General features: G+C 59.6%; 21 protein-coding genes and 1 pseudogene. 10 read left to right on the top strand and 12 right to left on the bottom strand.

All coding sequences use genetic code 11. The annotated features are described in order from the left end of the window. Positions 1-40: 40 nt before the first annotated feature. Positions 41-475: a CBS domain-containing protein gene (locus BMX07_RS18350; RefSeq protein ID WP_090620666.1), complete on the bottom strand. Its 435-nt coding sequence runs from the start codon at positions 473-475 to the stop codon at positions 41-43. 177 nt (positions 476-652) lie between these two features. Here BMX07_RS18350 and BMX07_RS18345 point away from each other — a divergent pair, with 177 nt between their 5' ends. After that, positions 653-880 (top strand): hypothetical protein, encoded by a 228-nt coding sequence (locus tag BMX07_RS18345; protein ID WP_090620664.1) that lies wholly within the window; start codon positions 653-655, stop codon positions 878-880. A 411-nt stretch (positions 881-1,291) separates the two neighbouring features. Further along, on the top strand, positions 1,292-2,965 hold the full coding sequence (locus tag BMX07_RS18340) for an MFS transporter (RefSeq protein ID WP_090620662.1): 1,674 nt from the start codon (positions 1,292-1,294) through the stop codon (positions 2,963-2,965). 76 nt (positions 2,966-3,041) lie between these two features. Here the strand turns inward: BMX07_RS18340 and BMX07_RS18335 are convergent, their stop codons facing one another. Together BMX07_RS18335 and BMX07_RS18330 are read right to left on the bottom strand one after the other, a co-directional pair. Further along, positions 3,042-3,917: an SDR family oxidoreductase gene (locus tag BMX07_RS18335; RefSeq protein WP_090620660.1), complete on the bottom strand. Its 876-nt coding sequence runs from the start codon at positions 3,915-3,917 to the stop codon at positions 3,042-3,044. A gap of 174 nt (positions 3,918-4,091) precedes the next feature. After that, positions 4,092-4,529, bottom strand: a complete 438-nt coding sequence (locus BMX07_RS18330) for a universal stress protein (RefSeq protein WP_090620658.1) — start codon at positions 4,527-4,529, stop codon at positions 4,092-4,094. Positions 4,530-4,763: 234 nt separating this feature from the next. On the opposite strand from BMX07_RS18330, the gene BMX07_RS18325 reads away from it, so the two are divergent. After that, positions 4,764-5,246, top strand: a complete 483-nt coding sequence (locus BMX07_RS18325; protein ID WP_090620655.1) for a pyridoxamine 5'-phosphate oxidase family protein — start codon at positions 4,764-4,766, stop codon at positions 5,244-5,246. A 71-nt stretch (positions 5,247-5,317) separates the two neighbouring features. Here BMX07_RS18325 and BMX07_RS18320 read toward each other — a convergent pair whose 3' ends face one another. From BMX07_RS18320 to BMX07_RS23920, 4 genes are all read right to left on the bottom strand, one after another. Continuing rightward, positions 5,318-5,956, bottom strand: a complete 639-nt coding sequence (locus tag BMX07_RS18320; protein WP_090620653.1) for a phosphoribosyltransferase — start codon at positions 5,954-5,956, stop codon at positions 5,318-5,320. A 415-nt stretch (positions 5,957-6,371) separates the two neighbouring features. Then, positions 6,372-7,103 (bottom strand): meso-2,3-butanediol dehydrogenase, encoded by a 732-nt coding sequence (locus BMX07_RS18315; protein WP_090620651.1) that lies wholly within the window; start codon positions 7,101-7,103, stop codon positions 6,372-6,374. 388 nt (positions 7,104-7,491) lie between these two features. Further along, entirely contained in the window at positions 7,492-7,923 is a 432-nt protein-coding gene (locus tag BMX07_RS24645) for a hypothetical protein (protein ID WP_175480196.1), read from the bottom strand. A 286-nt stretch (positions 7,924-8,209) separates the two neighbouring features. Beyond that, complete coding sequence (locus BMX07_RS23920) at positions 8,210-8,518, bottom strand: hypothetical protein (RefSeq protein ID WP_139210955.1); 309 nt, start codon at positions 8,516-8,518, stop codon at positions 8,210-8,212. A 1,324-nt stretch (positions 8,519-9,842) separates the two neighbouring features. Here BMX07_RS23920 and BMX07_RS18300 point away from each other — a divergent pair. Continuing rightward, the gene (locus tag BMX07_RS18300; RefSeq protein WP_090620647.1) at positions 9,843-10,259 is read left to right on the top strand and encodes a CoA-binding protein; all 417 of its coding nucleotides are present in this window, start codon (positions 9,843-9,845) and stop codon (positions 10,257-10,259) included. 127 nt (positions 10,260-10,386) lie between these two features. On the opposite strand, the gene BMX07_RS24910 is transcribed toward BMX07_RS18300, so the two are convergent. From BMX07_RS24910 to BMX07_RS18290, 3 genes and pseudogenes are all read right to left on the bottom strand, one after another. Then, positions 10,387-10,692 carry a cupin domain-containing protein gene (locus tag BMX07_RS24910; RefSeq protein ID WP_245742161.1) on the bottom strand — a complete coding sequence of 102 codons (306 nt, stop codon included), beginning with the start codon at positions 10,690-10,692 and terminating at the stop codon, positions 10,387-10,389. Between the two features lie 133 nt (positions 10,693-10,825). Continuing rightward, positions 10,826-11,001, bottom strand: a pseudogene (locus BMX07_RS25715) (glutaredoxin); the annotation flags it as partial. Positions 11,002-11,173: 172 nt separating this feature from the next. After that, positions 11,174-12,817 carry a plasmid stabilization protein gene (locus BMX07_RS18290; protein ID WP_090620644.1) on the bottom strand — a complete coding sequence of 548 codons (1,644 nt, stop codon included), beginning with the start codon at positions 12,815-12,817 and terminating at the stop codon, positions 11,174-11,176. Positions 12,818-14,052: 1,235 nt separating this feature from the next. Here BMX07_RS18290 and BMX07_RS18280 point away from each other — a divergent pair. The 4 genes from BMX07_RS18280 (at position 14,053) to BMX07_RS18270 (ending at position 17,966) form a co-directional block, all read left to right on the top strand. Beyond that, the gene (locus tag BMX07_RS18280; RefSeq protein ID WP_090620640.1) at positions 14,053-15,171 is read left to right on the top strand and encodes a Gfo/Idh/MocA family protein; all 1,119 of its coding nucleotides are present in this window, start codon (positions 14,053-14,055) and stop codon (positions 15,169-15,171) included. Positions 15,172-16,345: 1,174 nt separating this feature from the next. Further along, positions 16,346-16,726, top strand: a complete 381-nt coding sequence (locus BMX07_RS25285) for a hypothetical protein (protein WP_245742160.1) — start codon at positions 16,346-16,348, stop codon at positions 16,724-16,726. Positions 16,727-16,759: 33 nt separating this feature from the next. Then, a complete protein-coding gene (locus tag BMX07_RS25280) occupies positions 16,760-17,095 on the top strand; it encodes a BUD32 family EKC/KEOPS complex subunit (protein ID WP_245742159.1) in 336 nt (111 codons plus the stop codon). A 379-nt stretch (positions 17,096-17,474) separates the two neighbouring features. Beyond that, on the top strand, positions 17,475-17,966 hold the full coding sequence (locus tag BMX07_RS18270) for a histidine kinase (RefSeq protein WP_217643706.1): 492 nt from the start codon (positions 17,475-17,477) through the stop codon (positions 17,964-17,966). Positions 17,967-18,260: 294 nt separating this feature from the next. Here BMX07_RS18270 and BMX07_RS18260 read toward each other — a convergent pair whose 3' ends face one another. Next, complete coding sequence (locus tag BMX07_RS18260; protein ID WP_090620635.1) at positions 18,261-18,527, bottom strand: hypothetical protein; 267 nt, start codon at positions 18,525-18,527, stop codon at positions 18,261-18,263. A 22-nt stretch (positions 18,528-18,549) separates the two neighbouring features. Between BMX07_RS18260 and lonB the strand changes: the two genes are divergently transcribed. Next, positions 18,550-20,577: an ATP-dependent protease LonB gene (gene lonB, locus BMX07_RS18255; protein WP_090620633.1), complete on the top strand. Its 2,028-nt coding sequence runs from the start codon at positions 18,550-18,552 to the stop codon at positions 20,575-20,577. A 285-nt stretch (positions 20,578-20,862) separates the two neighbouring features. Continuing rightward, positions 20,863-21,549: a cupin domain-containing protein gene (locus BMX07_RS18250; RefSeq protein ID WP_090620728.1), complete on the top strand. Its 687-nt coding sequence runs from the start codon at positions 20,863-20,865 to the stop codon at positions 21,547-21,549. Positions 21,550-21,692: 143 nt separating this feature from the next. On the opposite strand, the gene BMX07_RS18245 is transcribed toward BMX07_RS18250, so the two are convergent. Continuing rightward, on the bottom strand, positions 21,693-22,538 hold the full coding sequence (locus BMX07_RS18245) for a CPBP family intramembrane glutamic endopeptidase (RefSeq protein ID WP_090620631.1): 846 nt from the start codon (positions 22,536-22,538) through the stop codon (positions 21,693-21,695). Between the last annotated feature and the right edge of the window lie 221 nt (positions 22,539-22,759).

The raw sequence follows: 22,759 nt of genomic DNA, 5'->3' as shown, positions 1-22,759 counted from the left end.
TGAGGACCGCGCCACCATCACCCACGCAGGCGGCGCGGGCTCAGGAGTGTTCGTAGGGCGGGATTTCAGCTTCGACGACGTCACCGAGCAGTTTGAGTTCGCGGCCGAGCAGGACGACGAAGTCGTCGAACGTAACGATTCCGGCGAGCTCGCCGTCCGCATCGGTTGCCGGGATCCGCCGCACGTTCGCGTCCGTCATCGCGCGGAGCACCTCGAAGATGCCGCTGTCGGCGTCGACCGTCACGACGTCTTCGCTCATCACGTCCGCGGCGGTCGCCGTCTCGGGATCGTCCCCGCGAGCGGCCGCCGCGAGTGCGATATCGCGATCCGTGACGATTCCCTGCGGGCGTTCCTCCGTAGCGATCACGACGCTGCCGACGCTCTCGTCTTCCATCAGCTGCGCGATGTCGGTCAAGGAGGTGCTCGGGGCCGCGCTCACAACCGATTCGCGGACGATTGACTTGATTTCGGGCATGGAGAGATCACTGTTCTATCGCGGCGGTCGATGACCCCCGGCGATACTCGTCCCTTCACCTGCAAACGGGATAAAGCCCGGACGTCGATTCGGGCCGCCCCCGGTAGGAGGACTCTTCTCGGGACGAAACACCTCGCAGCGAACCACTATATCCTCGAGTCGGGCGAAAGCTTCGGAGTGGAGTATCACCGCCGCGCTGACCACGAGGACCGCTTCTCCGTGCTCGAGGGAACGGCAACGTTCGAGACAGAGGGCGGTGACGTGACCGTCAACGCGGCGGAAAGGACCGGATTCGAGCCCGACGAACGGCAGCTCGGCCGCAACGAGATGACGAACGGGTCGTGGCGCTCGTACTGGGGCCCTCGCCGATGCCGGCGGTACAGACGTTCGCAGGACGTGTCCTGACCGCAGGGATCGTCAGTCGGACCGCAGTGAATCGACTGCCGACCGCGATGGTTTCGCTGCTGTGTGGAATGCGCTGCAAAGACGGTGCGACATTCCGCATTCGAACTCGTATAACGCTGTGTCCGCGAACCCGGTCCTCGAGGACAACCGGTCCGTAGTACGTACAGCAGGAACAGTTGCGGCAGTGACTGCCGCTATTCTCGTCAACGGTCAATAGCGGTGTGCTGAATCCAGAGCACGCGTTCAGCACGGACGTTCGGTCGTGTTCCATTCGCGCGAGACTGACGTCGCTGCTGAGTCGAAGGAGCGGGCCACGTCCCGGTTATTTGACGGTCAAAAGCATGAGACTACGCTATGACCCCAGATGGGCCTCCTTCAGACGGGAATACGTCCCTATCTGCGGAGTTACAGATGGGGGTACAATACTGGGCCCCGGCAATCGCCGTGAGTCTGACGACGTTCATCGTGGTCGTCAATGCATCTCTGATGAACGTCGCGATCCCCACGATGGTGGACGAGTTTGAGACCACGGTCACCGTGATTCAAGGGGCGGTTTCATTCTACTCGCTGGTGATCGCTGCGCTGATTCTGCCAGCCGGCACGCTGCCGTCTCGGCGTAGTCCTCGTCGTATAGTGGCAGTCGCACTGACCGTCTACGCCGGCGGGACGCTGGTGGCGGCGATTAGTTGGAACACGACGATCCTCTATCTCGGCTGGTCACTTGTCCAGGGTTCCGCGGCCGCTGTGTTATTTCCCCTGACGTTCACTGTATTGACGGTCAGTTACGAAGACGACGACCGGGCGACGGCGTTCGGCCTGCTGGCTGGCGTACACGGGGTCGGATCGACTCTTGGACCGATCATCGGTGGCGCACTAACCACGTACGCAAGTTGGCGCTGGGGATTTTCGCTCCAAATCCTCGGTGCGGGGATTATCCTCTTCTTCGTACAGTACGTGACTCCGAACCCGCTGTCGGAAACGCGCAGTTCCCTAGATAAGGGTGGGACGGTCCTGTCCATCGTCGGTGCGACGTCGCTCGTCGCTGGATTCCTTCTCAGCGGGAAGTACGGGTGGGTAGTCGAACGGCGGCCGTTCGTCGTCGACGAGCTGCAGTTCAATCCGTTCGGGACGTCGCCAGCGATCTGGTTTCTCGGGATCGGACTGCTCGCGTTCGCCGCGTTCGTTCAGTACGAGCGCCGAATGGAACGCGCTGGGAAGTCACCGCTCGTTCCGCTGCACGTGCTGACGAACCGCCCTTTTGTAGCCGGTGTTATAACGTACAATATTCGCTCGATAATCTCGGCCGGCTTCATGTTTATCTTCCCGGTCTATCTCCAGGCGGTACTCGGATACACCGCCTTCGAAACCGGGCTCGCGTTGTTACCGTATTCCATCGCGTCGATCCTTTTTGCGACGGTTACGACCAGCTGGCGGAAGTACATCTCACCGAAGACGCTCGTTCAGGTCGGCATCGTGTGTATGGGCGCTGGACTGTTGGTATTGTACGAGCAGACGGGTCCCGGTCAGACGATCAGCGGGATGCTTATTCCGGTGGCGCTGTACGGAGCCGGTGTCGGACTCATAGTGGCACAGATCAGCAATATGACGATGTCGGCCGTCCCTACCGCGAACTCCCCTGAGGCATCCGGTGTTCTGAACGTAAGCAGTTCGATCGGATTCGCCATGGGGACTGCAGTCGTCGGCTCGTATTTTCTCGGACAGTTCTACGGTGGTGTCGTCGATAGAGTGCTCCGAGCGGAACACGTGACCGTTTCAACGGAGCAACGAAACGATCTGGTGATCGCGCTCGAAGATGCAGCAGAGACGGCGACCGAAGCCACGCAGCAACAGTTCCTGAACCGACTCACTCCGACGCATCGACAGTTGCTCGAGGGGATCTTCGAGGCTGCGATGTTCGACGCCCAACGGGCGACGCTGCTCCTCCTCGTACTGTTCGTGCTGCTCTTGCTTATCGCATCGACGTTCTTACCACGGCAGATACCGGAAGCCGACGACGGAACCGACCACCCCGAATCACCTCAGAGTTCAACACGTGAAACTTCTAAATCGGCCGTGGAGGACTAACCGAAGACACCAGCCCGGACACCTCGGGACCGGCGGTCCGCGAATTCGACGTCCCCGCTGTTGGCATCGCTCCCCATCAGCGTCCTGTTCGCCGTGAGGTACCTCGGAATTCGTCTGCGTAGTCTTCGACGAACGTTCGCATCTTCCGTGGGCGTCGGCCGAGGAGTCGCTGACTGTCGTCGGTAACACGTGCAGCTAATCCGAGCCGTGCAGTGGTATAGATGCCACACATGAGTGCGATGAACCCGACTGCTTCTCCGCGTCGGCGCATTCGGTTTGCGAACGCCACCAGGGACGGCTCCGGATACGTGATGGACCGACCGAGGACATCGCTGAAGATTGCGGCGACTTCCCCATAGTCCAGCGCTTCGGGTCCCGTGAGATCGTAGGCCCGATCCACGTGGCCGGACTCGGTCAGCACGACTGCTGCAGCTTCACCGACGTCCCGTGCGTCCACGAAACTGGTTTTTCCGCTCCCGGCCGGCACGAAGAGTTCGTCGTGTTCGACGAGGTCCGGACGGTGAACTTCGAGGAGATTCTGCATGAAAAACGACGCGCGTAATAGCGTGTACTCGAGATCCGTCGCCATGATTCGCTTCTCGATCCAGTGGTGGGGAACGAGAACGTTCTTCGCTGCGCCGAGCGTCGAGAGGTAGGCGATGTGGGAGACACCGACACGATCCGCAGCGTCGACGAACGAGCCAACCTCCGATTTGTCCACGACGGGGGGACGGACGAGAAAGATGCCATCGACATCCGTCAGCGCACGACCCCAGGTTTCCGGCTTCGTGAAATCGAACGCGACCGTGTCCCCGACATCCGCAATCTCGCTCGAGACAGGTTCGGGGTCACGAAGCGCGGTCCTGACATCGGCGTCGCGAGCTGTAAGCGCGGCGACTACGTGCCGCCCGACAGTTCCGGTCGCTCCGGTGACCAGTACGACGTTCGTCATTGGTTGGGCCTCCAGTAGACGAGTAGTCCGACGGAGATGGTGGAATCGCCGTTCCCCGTGTTCGCACACCTCCACCACTGGGCGATCGAGTACGAACTCTACCGTCGATTCCTGTCGTACTGGAGTTTCTCGACTGGGTGGTCGCTCCGGATCGGCCTCGTTCTGAGGGATCGCTCAGGCGGTGAACACGGGGATATCGAGCGAGCCGACCACCCGGTTCGTGATCGAGCCGATCAGCGGCTTGTCGGGGTCCGAACGCCCGCGTTTGCCCATCACGACGAGATCGATGTCGTGATCGTCGACGTACTCGAGGATGGCCTCGACGGGCGTGTTCGCCCTGACCGTCGTGACGCAGTCGACACCGGCGTCCGTGGCGAGGTCGTCGATCTCCGAGACGAACTTTTGCCCTTTCTTCTCGAGGCGGCCCCGCGTTTGTGCGATGTCGCTCGGGACCGCGACGTAGTCGGCGTCACCCATGTCCATCGCGTACAGGACGTGCAGGGTCGCGTCGTTTCGCCGCGCGAACTTGATCGCCTGTTCGGCCCCGTTGCGGGCGGCTTTGCTGCCGTCGGTCGGGACGAGGATGTCGTCGAAGTCGCGTGGTTCGTCCATAGGTAACAGACCACGTCCAAGTAAGTGATTCTTGCCCTCATTCCGACACCGCGAGGCGGCCACTGCGCGTCGGAGCAGCGAAATCGGATCGGACGACGTCATCGCGCTCTCCGACAGCCAGACGAGACCGGTAACGAGCGAGGGCTGCGGTCTGTTGTCGGCATCGTTTGGTTCCCTCTCGCGGTGTGCACACGGCATGGTGGCTTTTTTGTGCTCCTCGGAGAGCGTTGTAACATGTCAGTCGATGAATTGCAAGAGTACGGACTGGAGAAGATGAGCGACACCGAAATCCGAAGCTTCCTGTCGACGCAGAAAACGGGCGTTCTAGGTCTCCCCGAGGCGGACGCCCCCTATCTCATTCCGCTGACGTTCGGCTACGACGGCGAGACGCGGCTCTACTTCACGTTCCTCCTCGGCTCCAGCAGCCGGAAGCGAACGTTGAGCGAGGCGGCGGACGCCGCGAGCTTCCTCGTCTTCAAGACCGATACGATGTACAACTGGGAGAGCGCCCTCCTGACGGGGTCGATCACCGCGGTCCCCGAAACGGAGTGGGACTCGCTCGAGGAAGTCCTGAGCGAGACGTGGCGGCCCGAACTGTTCGAAACGGCGACCCTCTCCGGCGAGGTCAACGTCTACGAGTTCAACATCGACGAGCAGACGGGGATCAAACATCAGGGGCTCCCGCCCGCCCTCCAGACGACGGACGACTCGGAGTAACGGACGGCGGTTGTCCCCCGGTGCCCGAGTCGACGTTCGTCACCGATCGACGCGATCCGCCACCGGTCACGTCACTGCTCCACGTAGGTCATGGCCTCCTCGTCGGACACCTGCCCGAAATCGTCGTAGAACTGTCCGACACCGAAGAAGCTGCGCGGCGTCGCGAGGCAGACGACCTCGTCGGCTGCCGCTTCTACCTCGGCGATGGTATCGGGCGGTCCGACCGGCACTGCCAGGACGATTTCTGCGGCCGCCGTTCCCCGAAGCCGTTTGAGACACGCTCTGACGGTCGATCCCGTCGCGATGCCGTCGTCCACGACGACGACCGTTTTGCCGGTCAGATCGGGCGACGGCCGGCCGCCTCGATATCGGTCGGCTTTCCGGCGCGCGTTCTCGGCCTCTTCCTCGCGCTTTCGCTGAAAGTACTCCTCGTCGCTGTCGGTTCGGTCCAGCGCCCCCTCGTTCCGCCAGACGCTCCCGTCGCTCGCGACGGCGCCGACGGCGTACTCCGGGTTGCCCGGTGCGCCGATCTTCTTCGCGACGACCACGTCGAGCGGTACGTCGAGCGCGTCGGCGATCGCTCGCCCGAGCGGGAGACCGCCCCGCGGGACGGCGAGCACGACGTCCGCGTCGACCGCTCGTTCGCGGAGAGCCGTTGCGAGCCGTTCCCCCGCGTCAGTCCGATCGCTGAATCGTCGAGTTCCCTCCATGTGTGACGATAACGAGGTCGACTCCCATAGAACGGTCACGTGCACTGCGCGATGGCGTTCCCAAGCGTTCGATCGCGACCTCACTCCGCCACCGGACGAGAGGAACGAGCCCTCACGCAATTCTGCCAAGACGACAGTGTCCGGGGTCGCTCCGTGAAACGTCTGTATTGTAACGGAAATTCAGCGACCGACAAGACCGCCCCGTGATCGGAGAACGACGCTCGAGACAGGTCGGTCGAGTCGCAGGACGGACGCGGCGGGGCAGCGTCGCGTGACCGCAGGACCCGCACGCGAGGAACTGCTGGTCGCCGGACTCGATCGCGTCTGCGAACGCGTCGAATCACGCTGGCACGGTCAGTCACTCCCGAGACGGTCACGGTCGTACTCGCGCCGCTTCCCCGACGGGACGCGTGGATCAATGGGCCGTCCAGCCGCCGTCGACCGGGATGTTCGCGCCGGTGAGATACGAGGCGCCGTCGGAGGCGAGGAACACCGCCAGCGGTGCGATCTCCTCCGGTTGTGCGGGCCTGTTCATCGGCGTCTCCTCGAGGACGTAGTTGTAGAAGCGTTCGGATTCGAGCAGGTCGTTCGTCATCGGCGTCTCGACGAAGCCGGGACAGATGCTGTTGACGCGGACGCCCTCCTCGGCGTAGTCGACGGCGACCTGCTGGGTGAAATTCACGACGCCGCCTTTGGCCGCGGAGTACGAGGCGGCCCCTTTGCCGCCGACCAACCCGTAAATCGAGGCGGTGTTGATGATACACCCGTCGGTCTCCTCGAGATGCGGGAGCGCGGCCTTCGTCCCGTGCATGACGCCGTCGAGGTCGACGTCGACGACGCGCTCCCACTCCTCGAGGCTCATCTCCTCGACGGACGTTTCGCTCCCGATACCGGCGTTGTTGACCATCACGTCGAGCTTCCCGAACTCGTCGACGGTGGCGTCGACGAGCGCCTCGACTTGATCGTACTCGGTGACGTCCGTCTGTACGAAGTCACAGTCGAGTTCGTCCGCGACCAACTCTCCCTCGGATTCGGTCTGATTCGCGATGACCACGTCTGCACCTTCGTCGACGTACGCAGCGGCAATCGCCCTTCCGATACCCGAGGACCCGCCGGTGACTATCGCGGTTTTCTCTTTGAGCTGCATTGTCTGCTCCGAAATTCGGTACGACGGCCAGGGCAAAAGAGGTCGGGCTCACGTCACCCGCCGCCGACTTTCCTGGCTGCAGGGGGGCTGAGGTGCGAAAAAGGCGGTCACTCAGCAGATAGCCGATTCGTTCTATCCAAACCATCGTCGGTCGAACAGGCAGGGAGGGTTCTTCGGTAGCAACGTTCTCCTGCTCGTCCGGGTCGGACTCGAGGGCCAATGTCTCGGTACTGTGGAGAATCTCGCGTGGGACTGGTGCACGTCACCGTGTTCGGCTGAACGACTGTGAGCAGGTGACTAATACGCACACGTAGTTACCGGTCAGGACAGGTGATGTACTTACCACCATTCCGCCAGTGAATAGGAGATAGTGCGCGGAATACTATGGTTAGAGACCACCACTGCAGATTGATTGTTGGAATTCAAAGTATGTATACTCTCCATCGCGCTTTTCACGTATTTCGGCAAAGAACACGTCCTGGGTTTCATCACTTTCATTGCACGTCACTCGGAATACCCGCTCTTCTGGTTCTCTGTCAGAGAGCGCCACGACAATATCCAAGGTTTCTCCGTTGGTGGCCTGCGTAAATCCTTTTTCTCGAATCACCCTTGGACCATCCCGCCGTTCCTCAATTTCGTAGGTCTCTTCCAACACGTTATTTCCACTTTCATCGGTGATGGTGACAACAACCTGATGAGTGTCTTCAGTAAAATTCAGGAGTTCAAAATCGAGAGGACTCGCTTCCTCAACTGAAAGACAACCCGCGCCACACGTCGCTGCCCCGCTACAAATCATCGTCAGAGCCGTTCGCCGGTTCATGTTAGATTTCAGCAAACGATCAAGTAAGTGTTTTTCTTCTACAGGTCGTTAACTGTGTTCAGTTCGCATACGCAGGTACCGGTTAGTACAGAGAACTCACTCAACGGTCAGATTGTACACTGCTCTGTGATTGCCACGATAGTATCTTTGTATTTCACATATACACCAGATGGATACTCATCATCATGGTATTCCGGCAGTGGTTCAAGTGCTGTTCTCCCCTCTTCCAATTCCTCAGTCGAGTTTGGAGCTACAGAGAATTGTTCGTATTCCCCACTTGGCCTTGTTACTGTTCCGTGTTTTTGTCTGAATTGACAGCTTTGACTGAAATGTTCCTAATAATAGTGGCATCTATCAGTTGTTCCTTTTCTGCGGAAACTACTGAGGCGTTTTCTGGTGGACTTTCAATCAACTCAACAGTAAAGAAACAGTGAACTCGGGGGGTTTCTTCCCTCTCAGTATTCGATTTTGGAGCAGTCAGGTTACTTCCCTTGTCCTCGTATTCCGGGGGTGTATTATCTCTTTCAGCAAAATAACCAGCAACCAAGGATAGGAGAGCAATGGCAACACCGGTGAGGACCGTGCGGCGGTTCATGTCAGAAAATCAGCCATACGTCGATAAATGCTTTCTCCAAGGTCAAGTCGCTATTTTGTGCTCATCCGTCCGGTAAGTTCGCACTGTTCAGCGAACAGCTGTTTCGGGCGAGAATATGTCCGAGGAACAGGATTTCAACAAAGCCAACACCAGCTAATTGTTGAATTAGCTGGGACTCAGTGAAGGAGCCGTGGTATTTCACAGTAGGGTTGGCGTTACACGCCTCCAAGTAGCTTGGAATCGTAAGTATTACGCATCAATGGGGAATAGTTTGGGGAATGATCAAGGACCACATATTCTCGACACGAACGTTCGAATTTGGTCTCGAAGTTCGGTACCGTACTCCGAATCGAAGATTCGTTGGCCGTGTGCCGATCCATCGTACTCGATCAATTGTTTTGGTTCCGGTGCCCCCTGATGGAGTTCCCGAGCAAGACGAACGAACCGATCGTCGTCTCCCTCGCTGACCACGAAGAGAGACCGTCCGTGGAGTTCCGAAGCGTGATCGGCACCACCGGCAGCGGACAGTGTGATCGTTCCGTCGACAGTGACGTCCGTCTTCGCGTTTGCGGCGACGATGGCTTCCCCTCCCGTACTCGCTCCGACGAGGATACGTGTCGACACTCCCCGTTGTTCGTCGAGATAACGAACAGCGCCACGTACGGATTCGGATCGGTTGTCCGGGTCCTCGTCGATAGCAAGCGCCAGATGGCCCATGTCGGCGATCATCTCTGCCTGTGGTTGCCAGCTTTCTTTGTCCATATTGATCTGGGGCACCAGTACGACACCGCAGTCGCCACTGCCGTAGGACGTAGCCTCGATAGTCGCTCCATGCGGGGCCTCAAACGAGACCGTCCGTACGCTCTCTGTGGTCGAATCGCTAGTTTCTGGCGAGGACGACGTCTCGGTCCTGGTTTCGTTCGTCGAATCCGTGTTCTCAGTAGTGCTCGTCTCACTCTCCTCGTTGGGCGTGGTCGTCTGCGAATCTCGACCGTCGTTGCGCTTCGATCCACCGCTAAGACATCCCGCGAGGCCGATTGTACACGAGACCACGGCAGTCCGGGCAAAAAACTGTCTTCGGTTCGACGTATTGCTCCGCATGCTCCTCCGTTTTAGGTTCCATCCTCAATAGTATCAATCAGTTAAATACAGCCACGACTCGATATCCCCTTCACCCATTCTGGCAACATGGGGGACGGTCGTACTGAATCAGTCCGTCGCTAGCCCACGGCATTCTCAAATGGCATTATCCACTGACTGAGGGGCTCACGAACGAGACTGAACGCGACGGTGCCCTTTTGAGATCCGAAGTCCTACGAGCGGTATGCCCGTCGAGACAGACACCGAAGTCCGAAAGATACTCGAGGAAAAAACGGTCGCTGTCGTCGGCTGCTCGTCGACGCCCGGAAAGGCCGCTCACGAAATTCCGAAATATCTCCAGACGAAGGGCTACGAGGTCATCCCGATCAATCCCACAGCAGATGACGTCTTGGGTCGGCCCGCCGACGACTCGCTCTCGGATGTCGAGGAGGATATCGATATTGTAGACGTCTTTCGACCGAGTCCCGAGGTCGCCGGAATCGTCGACGAAGCGCTCGCCCGTGCTGATGTCGAGGTCATTTGGCTCCAGTTGGGCATTCACGACGACGACGCTGTCGCTCGAGCGGAAGCGGCCGGCCTGCGCGTCGTCCAGGATCGGTGTATGAAACCCGAACACCAGCGACTGATCGCCTCGGTGTAATCCTCCCGGCTTTTCGGGCTGGGAGGAGGCGGCCTATTCGAACCGACCGGTCTCTTCTCCACAAGAGGGTCACCGGGTGAGTGTGGCCTGCTCATCCTGGACTTGTTCGACCGTATTGGGCGTGCGCTCACCACGGGCGACACGCGTCCGGAAGATCTCTGACTCCCCTGTCCTGAGGCGCACCGATGACCAGTGCGACGACTCGCTCGCCGCCAGTATTGACACCTTGCTGGTACTCGCCGGGGTCGAATCGAATGCGTTCTCCCGCGTCGACCACGACAGCTCCGCCCTCGGTTTCGAAGGTCACCCGCCCCTCCCGAACGACAAGCGGTTCCTCCTGGTTTTCGTGCATGTGAGACATATGTGAAACTCTCTCCCGGTGCCAGTTCGTGATAATTGAGCGCCACGTTGCGGCGTTGAGCGCATCGCTCACAGGTCGCTACACGGTCGCTGAATCGATCCGCCGGTCGAGATCACCAATACGTACCCGTCTGTATCCGGAAAACGGGGTAATCTCCGAAAAATTTGCTGGTCGCTCACGCGGAGAGACTCCGGAACGCACGACAGCGGTTCCAGCTGCTGCGCTTGACGACGTTCCACTGGGAGTGCATCGCCTCGACGAAGCGCGAACGTAGTCGAGGTCGGACTCGTCGAGTGTGCGAACGACACGCTCGCAGAACGGACCGGCCTGAAGGCGATACGACGGGATCGACGATCCGTTGTCAGCTCTTGAATCGGGCATTGCGTATTCCCTCCCATGTCGGATCGGACTACGGGGAGGCACTGTGCTATCAGCAGCCGACACAGACAGCGAATCCGTGTAATCCGAATCGATTAGGATCGTTCTTTCGGGGTAGAGAAGCGGGCAGCGCCGCTGTGATATCGGTGAATCACCACGCCGGATACGCCTGGTATCACCCGCTCGGGGGCGAATCGGAATGCCCCGGCCGGCCACGACCCTGGTAGAAGTCACCTCCCCACTGACCGATCCAGATGTCTTGATTCGCGAGGTACAGCGACCACTCGGTATTGAAGCGATCGTCGGTGACGGACCACTCGTCGGCGGCGGGATCGTACTCGACTGCAGCGTTGTAGACGGCCGCTTGACCGTATTCCCCGTCGGCTTCGGGCGGTAACGGAAGCGTGTACTCGGCGTCGTCGTCACGGGACTGCGGGCGCTCGGCACGCTGGAGTCGTCCCCGGTTGAACGTCTGATTGAAGAACCGTGCAAACGTGTCGTTCACGCCGTTCATCTCGAGAACGGCGTCTGCAGCGTTGAGGCCGCCGGTAATATCTCCGGCGTCCCGTGCGGTGATCTCGTAGGTATCGGCGTTCGGCTCGGGTTTGAACGTTCCCGCGTCGGCATCCCAGAGTTCGTCGAGCATGTATCCGAGCACGCTCTCGGCAGTGTCGGTATGGTCGACGCCGTCGAGTTCGGACGCCCACAGCAGCCCCTGCCCGACGATACCCTGCGTCGCGGCCTGATTTGCGGGGCTGTTTTCGATCGACCCGTTATCGTCGAGATTGGCGTCGACCTGCGTCGCGAGGGCGTTCGCGTATTCGACAGCGCTCGACTGCGCCTGATCGCTCCCGGCCTGGGTGCCGTACCACCCGACCGCCCCCAGCGTCTGACCGAGCTGACGCGTCGACTCGCTGGCGATGTCGTTCGGGGCGAACTGGGACCGGGTCGCCTGGAACATCCCGTCGGCGAGCTGTTGAATCCTGTTCGCGGGGATCAGCGGTTCGGGGTTCTCGTAGCCGAACCAACCACCCTGGGCGAGACTGGTCATCTCCGAGAGGAACCAGAGCATCGCCGAGTGATGGTGAACCCGCGGCGTCGAATCGGTGACTTCCGGACCACCCGGACGGAATCCCGAAATCAGCTGTAACGAATCGTCACCGGCCGTTAAGGCACCGTTCTCCTGTGGTCCGCCAGCGATGAGTGCCGCGTTGATCCCAATCTGTCCGAGCGTCGAGAGCAGTTCCGAGCGAAACTCCGCCGCGAGAGCATCCGGCAGAATGTCGAAGTGCGCCTCGAAGTTTTTCGCCCACGTCACGCCCTTGAGATGCGTCCACGCCAGCGAAGAAGGGCTAACCACGCCGGAGGACTTCGAGTGGTCCCACTGGAGGGTGCTCGCGTCCGGTCGCCCGCTGTCGTCTTCGAGTACTGGCTGCTGGGTGAACGACGGATCTCCTTCGGTGAACGCAGCCATATTCAGGTTCGCGTTCCTGACCGGCGGTCGCTCCTGGTCTGCCGCCTCGAGCATCGCCGGGAACCGCCGATCGAACTGGGCTTGCTGTTCGTCGTTGTGCGGGAACAGGACGCCGTTCCCGCTCATCGCGATGTTGGCACTCATATTGTACAGGGAGTACCAGTACGAATCCCACGTCGCATCTTGCCAGCCGTACGACCTGCCCCCGTCGGTACCGTCGTTCGTTTCTTGCTCGTCGTCAGAATCGGTTGCGTCCTCTTCGTTGCCCGAACCAAAACAGCCCGCGAGCGATCCGACCGTCGCGATTCCTCCGAGACGGAGTACGTGTCGTCTGTCGAATTTCATTACGGCTGGGAAATAGAGGACGAGTAAGAAGATCGTTCTCCGACGATGCGTGGCCGGACCATTAGTCCCAAACAATTAATATCGAAGCACGAGAGATATTGCGGATCGATACTGAAAGGCGTGTGACGGGCGTGGCTACTTTGCTCCGTTTTATTTTGGGACCCGATGATGTCCCCGTTTCGGCCGGTCGAGAAACGAGTGATACCTCCGTAGAAGCGTGGACCTTTCGGGAAATAGTTCGGCACTCTCGAGAACTGGCCGCTTCCCAAGACTACTATCGATCGGGACGTGGCCCGTGAGATGAACGCTGCAGATACCGTCTCTGGTTCAGGTTCGGTGATCACCGATCGTGTACCGAGACGCTAGACGTTCTGAACAGCCGTTCGCCGCTCCCGACGGCCCTCGCGATGGTCGTCCTCGCCGTCTCGGAGACGGTCGCGTGGTGGTGGGTCGACGTCGCGGCGTGAACCCTCTCGGGATCGTTCGGAAGATCGACGGTCCCTCGTGATCCCCAAAATCGAAACGTAATTGTCGGCCCGTTCTTCTACTGCGTTGTGGCGCCCGCTCCGAAATGCCGTCGAGCCCGGACGCACAATTTTCGATCACGTCCCGTCTCGACGGTCGTTCGTTACTGCTGCACAACTGGGGAACATTCATATGTCTGTAAAGTGGTCTGGGGTCCGGGACGACGGAACGTGAAACGATGCTTCTGGACCGTGCGTGAAAACAGTCCTCTCGATCGTGCTTCGAAGCCGAACACCCCCGATCGCTATTTGCGGTTGTTCATCGTCTGTACCCCTGAGTGACCGATTTCGATCTCGTCGCGCCGGTGGCGGCACCGCCAACAACGTCGCCGCAGCAACAGCTGATTACGGCCTCGAGACTGCCGGCGTCGCGGTCGACGACCGCGAACGGAGCACCGGGTGCGCGACAGAAGTCCGACGCACTCGACGGAGCACTGATTCTGTTTCGACCCAACCAACGAGCGCGTCGACTCGGGAGCTGACGCCCGGATTCGAGACGAAGTAAAACCCGCATCCCACGTGATAACGCGCACGTAACTCCCACTGGTCGGAATCGAACGAGGGTTCTGGATTCTTCGCCAGCCGAATTCGTCTCACATTCGAGGACCAGAACTCCCAGCGCATCGAACCGGTTCAGCGGTAACCTCCCTACCTTGTGGTATGCTAACTCTTATAGAGTACTAAACGTAAGTGAGTAGTAGATAGTAACTGATGGCAGAAATAACAACGACGAACGAACCGGTTCGCGTCGGCGTCGTCGGCCTCGGCGGCATGGGGGTACAACACGCCCGATCGGTCGATTCCCTCGGGCATCGCGTCGTCGGCGGAGCTGACGTCGACCCGGGGAAGCGAGAAGCATTCAGCGAGGCGTTCGGCGCACGGACGTACGAAACGCACGAGGCACTGTACGAAGGCGAAGCGCTAGACGCCGTGCTCGTTGCGACACCGAACAAGTTCCACGAACCGACGGCCGTGGCGGCCCTCGAACGCGGGGTAGACGTGCTCATCGAGAAGCCACTGGCGCACACGCTCGAGAGCGCCGAGCGGATCGCCCGGGCGGAACAGGCGGCCGAGGGGTTCGGAATGGTCGGCTTCCACAACCGATTTTCGCCGGCGACGACCGTGTTCAAGGAGTATCAGGCGAACGGTGCGTTCGGCGACGTGACGCACGTACAGGTTCACACCGTTCGACGTCGCGGCATTCCCGGGCGAAATTCCTGGTTCACGGACCCAGAACTCGCCGGCGGCGGCGCACTGATCGATATTGGCGTTCACGCGATCGATCTTGCACTCTACGTGCTTGGATTCCCTCGAGTGGTCGAAGCGACGGGGATCAGCCGCTCCGAATTCGGCTGGCGGTCGAAGTACGTCGACCCCGACCGGCCCGAGTCGAACGACTTGGACGGGAACGAGACGTCTTTCGAAGTGGACGACTCCGCCAGCGCGTTCATCCGGACCGCAGACGATCGCACGGTCAGCGTCGAGGTAGCGTGGGCGGCCTCGCAAACACCGCGTAACGATGTTATCGTCCGGGGAACAGACGGCGGCGCGGCGTTCGAACTCGGCGGCGACTCGCTCACAATCCACCACACGAGCACTCGCGGAACGCCTCACTATCGGACGTCCGAAATCACGGCCACGCCACACCGCACGCCTCACGAAACGCAACTCGAGATGTTCCTCGAGTCCGTCGTAACCCGCGAACCCCCGGCGTGTAATACGTTCGACCAGGGGCTGGTCGTCCAGAACGTCGTCGACGCGGTCTATCGCTCTGCGGAGGCCGGGTACTCGATATCGCTTGCCCGTACGGACGAGGAAGTGCCAGCCTGACTTGTCCAGAGCCAGCCATATTTCACCGCCCGTCGATCGGTCGAGATCGTTCCGGGTCGCGGCGTTCAGTCACGAACTCCGGCCGGTAGTCCGCACGGTACGATCGGTTCGACCGCCAACTGTCTCTAGAAGATATTTAGACCAGAGATATACTGCACTGGTGACAATGCGTAGCTCCTGTAACACTGACGCTACTGACGATTCCGTCGTTCTCGTTGCGCTCTGCGTTGTCCTCCCAGTACCGATATCCGGTGTGCAACGACCAAGACATAGTTCGGCTGACGAGGACGGCAGCGTGCGTACTTCGCCCGAATCCACCGGATACTCGTTCAATGAGCGACTCAGTTGTTCGCACTCGGCCGTCCGCTCGGAGGACGTCGATTATTCTGTGCGCCCAGGCATCTCCGCTCTCCACTCGAGCGTGAGTGGTACGGGTATCGTCTTCTGCAAACGCATGTTCGACGATGAACAGCTGATCGCGGTTGACAAGGTTATATCCAGAAGACAGGCACGTCAGAAATAATCGCTTGGAGTTCTCATTCAGAGATAGTACTTCGCAACCACTCCTTGTGGACTGGCCGTTCAACACAGTGGGACTAATGAGAGGTGAACGAACACATCCCGTCGTAATCACGATTGCACCCACTCTCAATCTGGAATTCCAGTCCATCGAAGCGATACCAGACGCCCACAACGACACAATCAGTTTCAGAACTAACCCCAGTATCTGCTGGCAGTAGTGACTGGTTCTTCCATTCGTTGCTGTCCACTCGGGCGGAGATTCTATATTCTCCAGCGGTACGCCCCCACGTACATTCGACTGCCTCCCCGTGGACGACGTTTCCGTCTTTCCCACCAATAACGTGTGAAGAAGAGTGTACTTGTGCACCGTCCCGTTTGACTCGTACATCGAACTCGTGCGATTCGCTGTCAAAGTTACCAACGTCAAGAAACCCTAACCGAATCGAAGAATCATCTAAGAGAGACAAGCAACCACCGCCAAACACACTCACCGAAGCACCGGCAGTCGCAAGAAATGTGCGTCGATTCACACTACAAATTTGCGTAGGAGCTATTAAATATTTTACTAAATTATATAACTTATTTTCTAACTCAATTCTCATCCCACTCAGAATACATATTATTAATACAGCCTTCCTCGTGCGGTCGAGTAGTGTCAGTTGCTCTGCCCGTTGAATCCCCGTTCGACCACGATAGGTACTTCACGTTCACCGTTAACGGCGAGACCCACAACGGGAGTATCCACTTCCTCACCCACTACGCCGAGAAGCCAGATTTCGTCGAAGTCCTACGGAGCGCCTTCTTCCGAGACAAGACCTACGGCGACAACCGCGCTGATTGGTATCAGAACACTACCTCATTCTACGCGTGGGTTAAGGCCCATATGCTCCGGCTCGCGTGGGACTGCCGCGAACGCCTCCTCCACGAATTTCTCCACGCGCACCCCAGTGTCTGCCGCGACTTCGGATTCCCAGTCGCTCACAACCGTGATACGAGCGGTGCGCCAAGCCAGTCGCGGCTCTGGGAGATGTAGAACGAGGAGTTCACCGACGTACAGCGCGAGTTCGTGCGGACGGCTACTGAGGAAGCCCTCGCCTTCGCTCGTGAGCAGGGCATTCCCGTTCCAGACCCAGTGTTCCGTCCCGAGGAACGCGACATCACTTCGAGGCGGAGCGAACAGCGGCTCGTCGCTGAGAAAACCAAGGAGGTCTGGAAACAGGCCAAGCCGTTCGTCACAGATGCGTTCTATCTGAACCGGGCTGACAACACCGTGGTTCACGAGCACGCGTACATGGGGATGCGCGAGAACATGTGCGCCCAGAGCGGCCAGCACTCCTTCTACATCGCTTCGTGTTCGCGTGCGTACTGTACAACGTCTGGCGGCTCGTGGACTTGCTGGTGAAACTCGCCATCGATGGCGAGAATGCGACGTATGCACCGCGTGTAGACGCGAATCAGTTCTTGACGGTAGCAAAGAAATACTACGCCCTCGACCCGCCGGACTAACGCCGTTGGGGGGTCAGGTGTCTGCTTACCACTGAGCGGCGGCGCTGTTCTGCGTTCCTTATTTCAGGCGATTACTGACTGTTTCTGAATCGCCGCCCTCAACGTTTTCTCAGGACGTTTTCGTATGGAGGGAGTATGTCGCAAAGAGCCCCGGTTCAACCGATTATTTGGTCACATGCCTGCCTTCTATTATATCAGGTCGTCCGATTCACTATCAGTTTCTTGTAGTGGCAGCTATATGTTCTCTGGGCACCTATCGGGGGTAGGGATCAGAGATGAGTTCGAAAACTGTCGCGCCCGCTGACGTCGTTAGCGGGCAGAAAGTCGAGGTAACGTCGAAGAAAGAATGGCTCGGAGGGGTGATCGGCGGTCTCGTCGGCGGTGTCGCTATGGGGCTATTGATGCTGTCGGGGATGCCCGACGCCATGGAGATGGCCATTCCGGCGCTGTTTGGCCAGGAAGGAGTGGTCGCAGGATGGGGAATCCACCTATTCAACAGCGTGCTCTTCGGTCTGGTCTTCGTGACACTGTTGACGCGCCCCCGCATCAGGGGACACGTCGAAAACCGATGGCGGGTACTCGGCGCGAGTCTCTTCTATGGCGCGGTACTATGGATCGTTGCTGCCGGCGTCGTAATGCCCGTGTGGCTGAACGTGATCGGGTTCGCCGGCGCACCCCCGCTTCCGAATCTCGCTCTTCCGAGCCTGATCGCACACTTGGCGTATGGCCTCGTCCTCGGCGGGACGTATCTGGTCCTGCGTCGGTGAATCATCCTGTCACATCTTGAGCCAACAATCTCAGTCGAAAGAACGGGGCGTATGGAGACGGTCGATCACGATTACAGGCGACCGAACGAGTCCGTTGACGGACGGTCTCACCATCTCGGATGGTCCGATCGAACTCCTCGAGAAACGCAACCCGTTTCCGAACCGCAGTGACAGCCATCTCGAAATCGACAACCAGTTCGTCGACGGTCATCGAACCATCGAGCACCTGGAGCGCTTCGAGTCCGCGGTCGTATCGGGTCGTCGGCTCTTGGACGCCGTCCTCGATTGGCGCGGTCACCCCGTCCGCTCCGCACGGTCGACCGAGCCTTCGTTCGCGAAGGTAGCAACCTGGTCGTCGTCGGACCGGTCGATCTGCGCCACGAGTTCAGCCCGGGAAACATCGTAGTTCGGACCGGCCTGTACGAGCATATCCGTGTCCACATTCTCGTCGCAACCCGCAATCGGTTTGAACGGGACTCCGTCCTCGTTGCTGTGTTCGATCGAAGTGCCGGACCGCCGAATGGCGTTATGGAGAAAGTATATCCGCGGCAAGCCCTTCATATTCGGTACTTGGTAGTGAGCTATGAATAATAATATGAACGACGACCCTCCCGAAGACGCTCCAGCCGGTAGTCCCGGCGAGGAGGGTGACGACGTCGAGACCGTCGAGGATCTCGGTAGCGACGTCGAGGTCGGTCCGGACGTCGAGATCAACGAAGCGGTCGCCGAAGACGACCTCCTCGGCGGCCTCGAGATCGACTCCACCGAGGAGATCGAGGTTCCGGAACGGCTCGTCGATCAAGTCATCGGACAGGATGAAGCGCGAGAGATCATCATCAAGGCGGCCAAGCAGCGCCGCCACGTCATGATGATCGGCTCGCCGGGGACCGGGAAGTCGATGCTGGCGAAGGCGATGAGTCAGCTGCTTCCCCAAGAGGATCTACAGGACGTCCTGGTCTATCCCAACCCGGGCGACGACAACGAGCCGAAGGTCCGGACCGTTCCCGCCGGAAAGGGCAATCAGATCGTCGACGCCCACAAGGAGGAAGCTAACAAGCGCAACCGGATGCGCTCGATCCTGATGTGGGTCGCCATCGCAGCGATCCTCGCCTACACGATTCTGGCGGGGGCCTCGCTCCTGCTCGGTCTCCTTGCGGCAGGGATCATCTGGTTTATCTTTCGGAATCTGAGCCAGGGCTCGGATGCGATGGTACCGAACTTGCTGGTCAACAATGGCGATCAGCGCACGGCACCGTTCGAAGATGCAACAGGTGCCCACGCCGGTGCACTGCTGGGCGACGTCCGTCACGACCCCTTCCAGTCCGGTGGCATGGGGACCCCGAGCCACGAACGGGTCGAACCCGGTTCGATCCATCAGTCCAACAAGGGCGTGCTGTTCCTCGACGAGATCAACACGCTCGATATCCAGACCCAGCAGAAGCTAATGACGGCGATTCAGGAGGGCGAGTTCTCGATCACGGGCCAGTCCGAGCGCTCCTCGGGCGCGATGGTTCAAACTGAGCCCGTCCCCTGTGACTTCATCATGGTCGCTGCCGGGAACCTCGACGCCATGGAGAACATGCACCCCGCGCTCCGCAACCGGATCAAGGGGTACGGCTACGAGGTCTACATGGACGACACCATCGAGGACACCCCCGAGATGCGGCGCAAGTACGCCCGCTTCATCGCCCAGGAGGTCGAACGCGACGGCCGTCTGCCCCACTTCACCGACGACGCCGTCGAGGAGATCATCCTCGAGGCCAAGCGTCGCTCGGGCCGCAAGAATCACCTGACGCTGCTGTTTCGTAGCCTCGGTGGGCTGGTCCGCGTTGCAGGTGACATCGCTCGCGCGGAGGATCGGGAGTTCACGACTCGGGACGACGTTCTGCGGGCGAAGGACCGGTCGCGCTCGATCGAGCAACAGCTCGCCGACGACTACATCGAGCGCCGCAAGGACTACGAGCTGCAGGTCAACGACGGCGGCGTCGAGGGCCGCGTCAACGGCCTCGCCGTCATGGGCGAGGACTCGGGCATCATGCTTCCCGTTATGGCCGAGATCGCCCCCGCACAGGGCGGCGGGCAGGTGATCGCCACCGGCCAGCTCAAGGAGATGGCCGAGGAGTCGGTCCAGAACGTCTCCGCGATCATCAAGAAGTTCTCCGACGTGGACCTCTCGGAGAAAGATATCCACATCCAGTTCGTCCAGACCGGCGAAGGCGGTGTCGACGGCGACTCCGCCTCCATCACCGTGGCGACCGCCGTCATCTCCGCGCTGGAGAACATCCCGGTCGACCAGTCGGTCGCCATGACTGGATCGCTATCAGTCCGCGGTGACGTGCTCCCGATCGGCGGGGTCACCCACAAGATCGAAGCCGCCGCGAAGGCCGGCTGCACGAAGGTCATCATCCCCGAGGCGAACGAACAGGACGTGATGATCGAAGACGAGTACGAGGAGATGGTCGAGATCATCCCCTGTTCGAACATCAGCGAGGTCCTCGACGTCGCCCTGATGGGCGAACCGAAGAAGGACTCGCTGGTCGACCGACTCAAGTCGATCACCGGCACGGCGTTCGAACAGAACGCCGTTGGCTCGAACCCGAATCCCCAGTAACTGACCCGGTCGCACAGTCGGGTGTGTCACAGACGGTTTCTGTGACTCATTTTCCCACTCCCGTCGAACAGAGGGCGCGAATGGAGCACGAGAGGTACCACAGTCTTCAAACGCGCCGATCGCTCAGTACGGGTCAAATAGGAACGGAACGGCACTCGGTCTCTCCGATAGCTGTCAAAAGCTGCATGCTGAACGGAGAGGCGGTAGTCCGCGGGGAACTTTTCCTGGATATCAAGCAGTGTTTCCACCCTAATCTTCATCACCCACCCCATGTTATTCCTCCACATGGTCGCCACACCTGTGGGGAGAACGCTCGACGAGAACGGTGACCCTATCCCCGGGAGCGGTCTCGAGGTCGATCCCGATGGCGATCTTGCGGAGAAACTCCGGGAACGGACCGGACCCCTCGTTTCTAATCCCGTGACTCGGGAATGGGTCGCCGAACTTGAACCCCCCGAGGACACGGGGGGCGAGTATCACAGCGCGCTCTACCTGAGCGCTGGAGAAGGGCCACCGGAACACTACCACGTAGGGTACGAGGAAACCTTTGAAGGCATCTCGGGCGAACTGACGGTCGTCGTCGAAGGAACCCCTCACCGCGTTTCGGCGGGAGATTCACGCACCGTGCCCGCCGGAACGGTTCACAAACCCCGCTACGATGGCGACCGTTTCGCCGCGGCTATCGGCACAGTCAAACCACCTGGAAAGGCACTCCCGCTCATCAGGACGTTATTCGGCCTCGCTCACGAAGGGAACGTGAGTGACTCGGGACAGCCGACGGTTCTCCAGGGCATGGTGTTGACCGACGAGTTAGCAGACGATACGGTGTTCGTGTCGCCCCCTCCGGCCGTGACCCGCCTATTGGCGACCGTCCTCGCGCCGGTTGGCCGTCGATTCGGTTATCGAACGACGTATGCGAAGTACGAGGGACCGGAATTTTGGGAACGACACGTAGAACAACCCTCCTTGTGACGATCCCGGATGCAGAACTCGGCCCAGTCACGAACTGTCTATTGTCGGCTCGCTGTGGACGATAATCCGGGTCGCTGGTTGCTGAATACAGAGAAAGTATCAGACAAGTGATTACGATCAGGTTCACGCACGTTCGTCCTCATTCACAGCGATGACCGATCAGGCCGTGGGCTATCAGTCCGAACCAGTCTGGCCGGCCCCCAGTAGACGACGACAGCAACCGTCGTGAAAGCGAGGAGTCCGACGAACGTGAGGCTCGCTGGATCGGAATCGAGTATCGGAAACATCCCCTGCGACCAGTTAAACGAGGTGTGGAACAGAAGGGCAGGGAGAAGGCTGGCGTTCGTGTTGTTGTACACCCACGTCATGAGCACGGAGAGCAGCGTGATAGAGACCGCGAACCCGAGAAACGGATTCTGGTAGTAGATCGTCTCGCTCGGGATGAAAAACAGTGGAATGTGCCAGACGGCCCAGACGAGACCGACAGCGAGCCCACCACCAAGTGCCGTGAATCGATCTTGTAAGGGGTCAAGGAGGTACCCTCGCCAGCCGAACTCTTCTTGGACGGGACCACCGAGAAAGAAGATGACACCGAACGCGATCGGAAGGACGATCGGATTGTCCGTCCAAGGGAACGATAGCGAAGCGTCCGTGGCAATTGCGACGCCGAGTGCGGTGAAGACAATGATAGGGGAGAGGAACAGCGCCGGGATCACCCACCGTTTCGGGAAGTTGCGGCGAACCGCACGTCGCGCGAGACGTCGAGCCCCAGATATACCGTTCGTGTATGTGACGAGGACGAAGGCAGCAACGGTCGGGCCAAACGCACCCAGTTCGGGAAGCGCAGGGACGCTCTCCACGAGTCCTTCGGCGGCGAGAGCCTTCGGTCCCCAGAACCCCCACGACCAGCCAAACGTCAACAAGAGAAACACGCCGATCTTCCGCCTCCCTCTCTGTACAGAGTTCGTCGGTAGCTGCTCAGCGGTCATAGTCAATTATGATGCTAATCTCACTTAACGGTATAGTACCAGATACTGAGAGGCGATCGATCGGACCAGCGGAACGGTCCAGCGTCTTCTCTGTCCCGAGTTCTCTATTAGTGCAGGCAAGTTGTTGACCGATACGCGCCCTCCGTTCAGTAGCGTCGAAACAAACTGGTAAAAACTGTTAGAAAAGTGGTAGCAATACAGAGCGTGGATGCAACACGACA

Origin of the sequence: Natrinema salaciae, assembly GCF_900110865.1 — an archaeon.
GTDB lineage: Archaea > Halobacteriota > Halobacteria > Halobacteriales > Natrialbaceae > Natrinema > Natrinema salaciae.
This window is presented reverse-complemented; position numbering and strand designations above follow the sequence as displayed.

Excerpts from the sequence above, each read along its gene's own strand:
- BMX07_RS18350 (WP_090620666.1), bottom strand. The coding sequence starts at position 475 with ATGCCCGAAATCAAGTCAATCGTCCGCGAATCGGTTGTGAGCGCGGCC.
- BMX07_RS18340 (WP_090620662.1), top strand. The coding sequence starts at position 1,292 with ATGGGGGTACAATACTGGGCCCCGGCAATCGCCGTGAGTCTGACGACG.
- BMX07_RS18335 (WP_090620660.1), bottom strand. The coding sequence starts at position 3,917 with ATGACGAACGTCGTACTGGTCACCGGAGCGACCGGAACTGTCGGGCGG.
- BMX07_RS18330 (WP_090620658.1), bottom strand. The coding sequence starts at position 4,529 with ATGGACGAACCACGCGACTTCGACGACATCCTCGTCCCGACCGACGGC.
- BMX07_RS18325 (WP_090620655.1), top strand. The coding sequence starts at position 4,764 with ATGTCAGTCGATGAATTGCAAGAGTACGGACTGGAGAAGATGAGCGAC.
- BMX07_RS18320 (WP_090620653.1), bottom strand. The coding sequence starts at position 5,956 with ATGGAGGGAACTCGACGATTCAGCGATCGGACTGACGCGGGGGAACGG.
- BMX07_RS18315 (WP_090620651.1), bottom strand. The coding sequence starts at position 7,103 with ATGCAGCTCAAAGAGAAAACCGCGATAGTCACCGGCGGGTCCTCGGGT.
- BMX07_RS24645 (WP_175480196.1), bottom strand. The coding sequence starts at position 7,923 with ATGAACCGGCGAACGGCTCTGACGATGATTTGTAGCGGGGCAGCGACG.
- BMX07_RS23920 (WP_139210955.1), bottom strand. The coding sequence starts at position 8,518 with ATGAACCGCCGCACGGTCCTCACCGGTGTTGCCATTGCTCTCCTATCC.
- BMX07_RS18300 (WP_090620647.1), top strand. The coding sequence starts at position 9,843 with ATGCCCGTCGAGACAGACACCGAAGTCCGAAAGATACTCGAGGAAAAA.
- BMX07_RS18290 (WP_090620644.1), bottom strand. The coding sequence starts at position 12,817 with ATGAAATTCGACAGACGACACGTACTCCGTCTCGGAGGAATCGCGACG.
- BMX07_RS18280 (WP_090620640.1), top strand. The coding sequence starts at position 14,053 with ATGGCAGAAATAACAACGACGAACGAACCGGTTCGCGTCGGCGTCGTC.
- BMX07_RS18270 (WP_217643706.1), top strand. The coding sequence starts at position 17,475 with ATGAGTTCGAAAACTGTCGCGCCCGCTGACGTCGTTAGCGGGCAGAAA.
- BMX07_RS18260 (WP_090620635.1), bottom strand. The coding sequence starts at position 18,527 with ATGAAGGGCTTGCCGCGGATATACTTTCTCCATAACGCCATTCGGCGG.
- lonB (WP_090620633.1), top strand. The coding sequence starts at position 18,550 with ATGAATAATAATATGAACGACGACCCTCCCGAAGACGCTCCAGCCGGT.
- BMX07_RS18250 (WP_090620728.1), top strand. The coding sequence starts at position 20,863 with ATGGTCGCCACACCTGTGGGGAGAACGCTCGACGAGAACGGTGACCCT.
- BMX07_RS18245 (WP_090620631.1), bottom strand. The coding sequence starts at position 22,538 with ATGACCGCTGAGCAGCTACCGACGAACTCTGTACAGAGAGGGAGGCGG.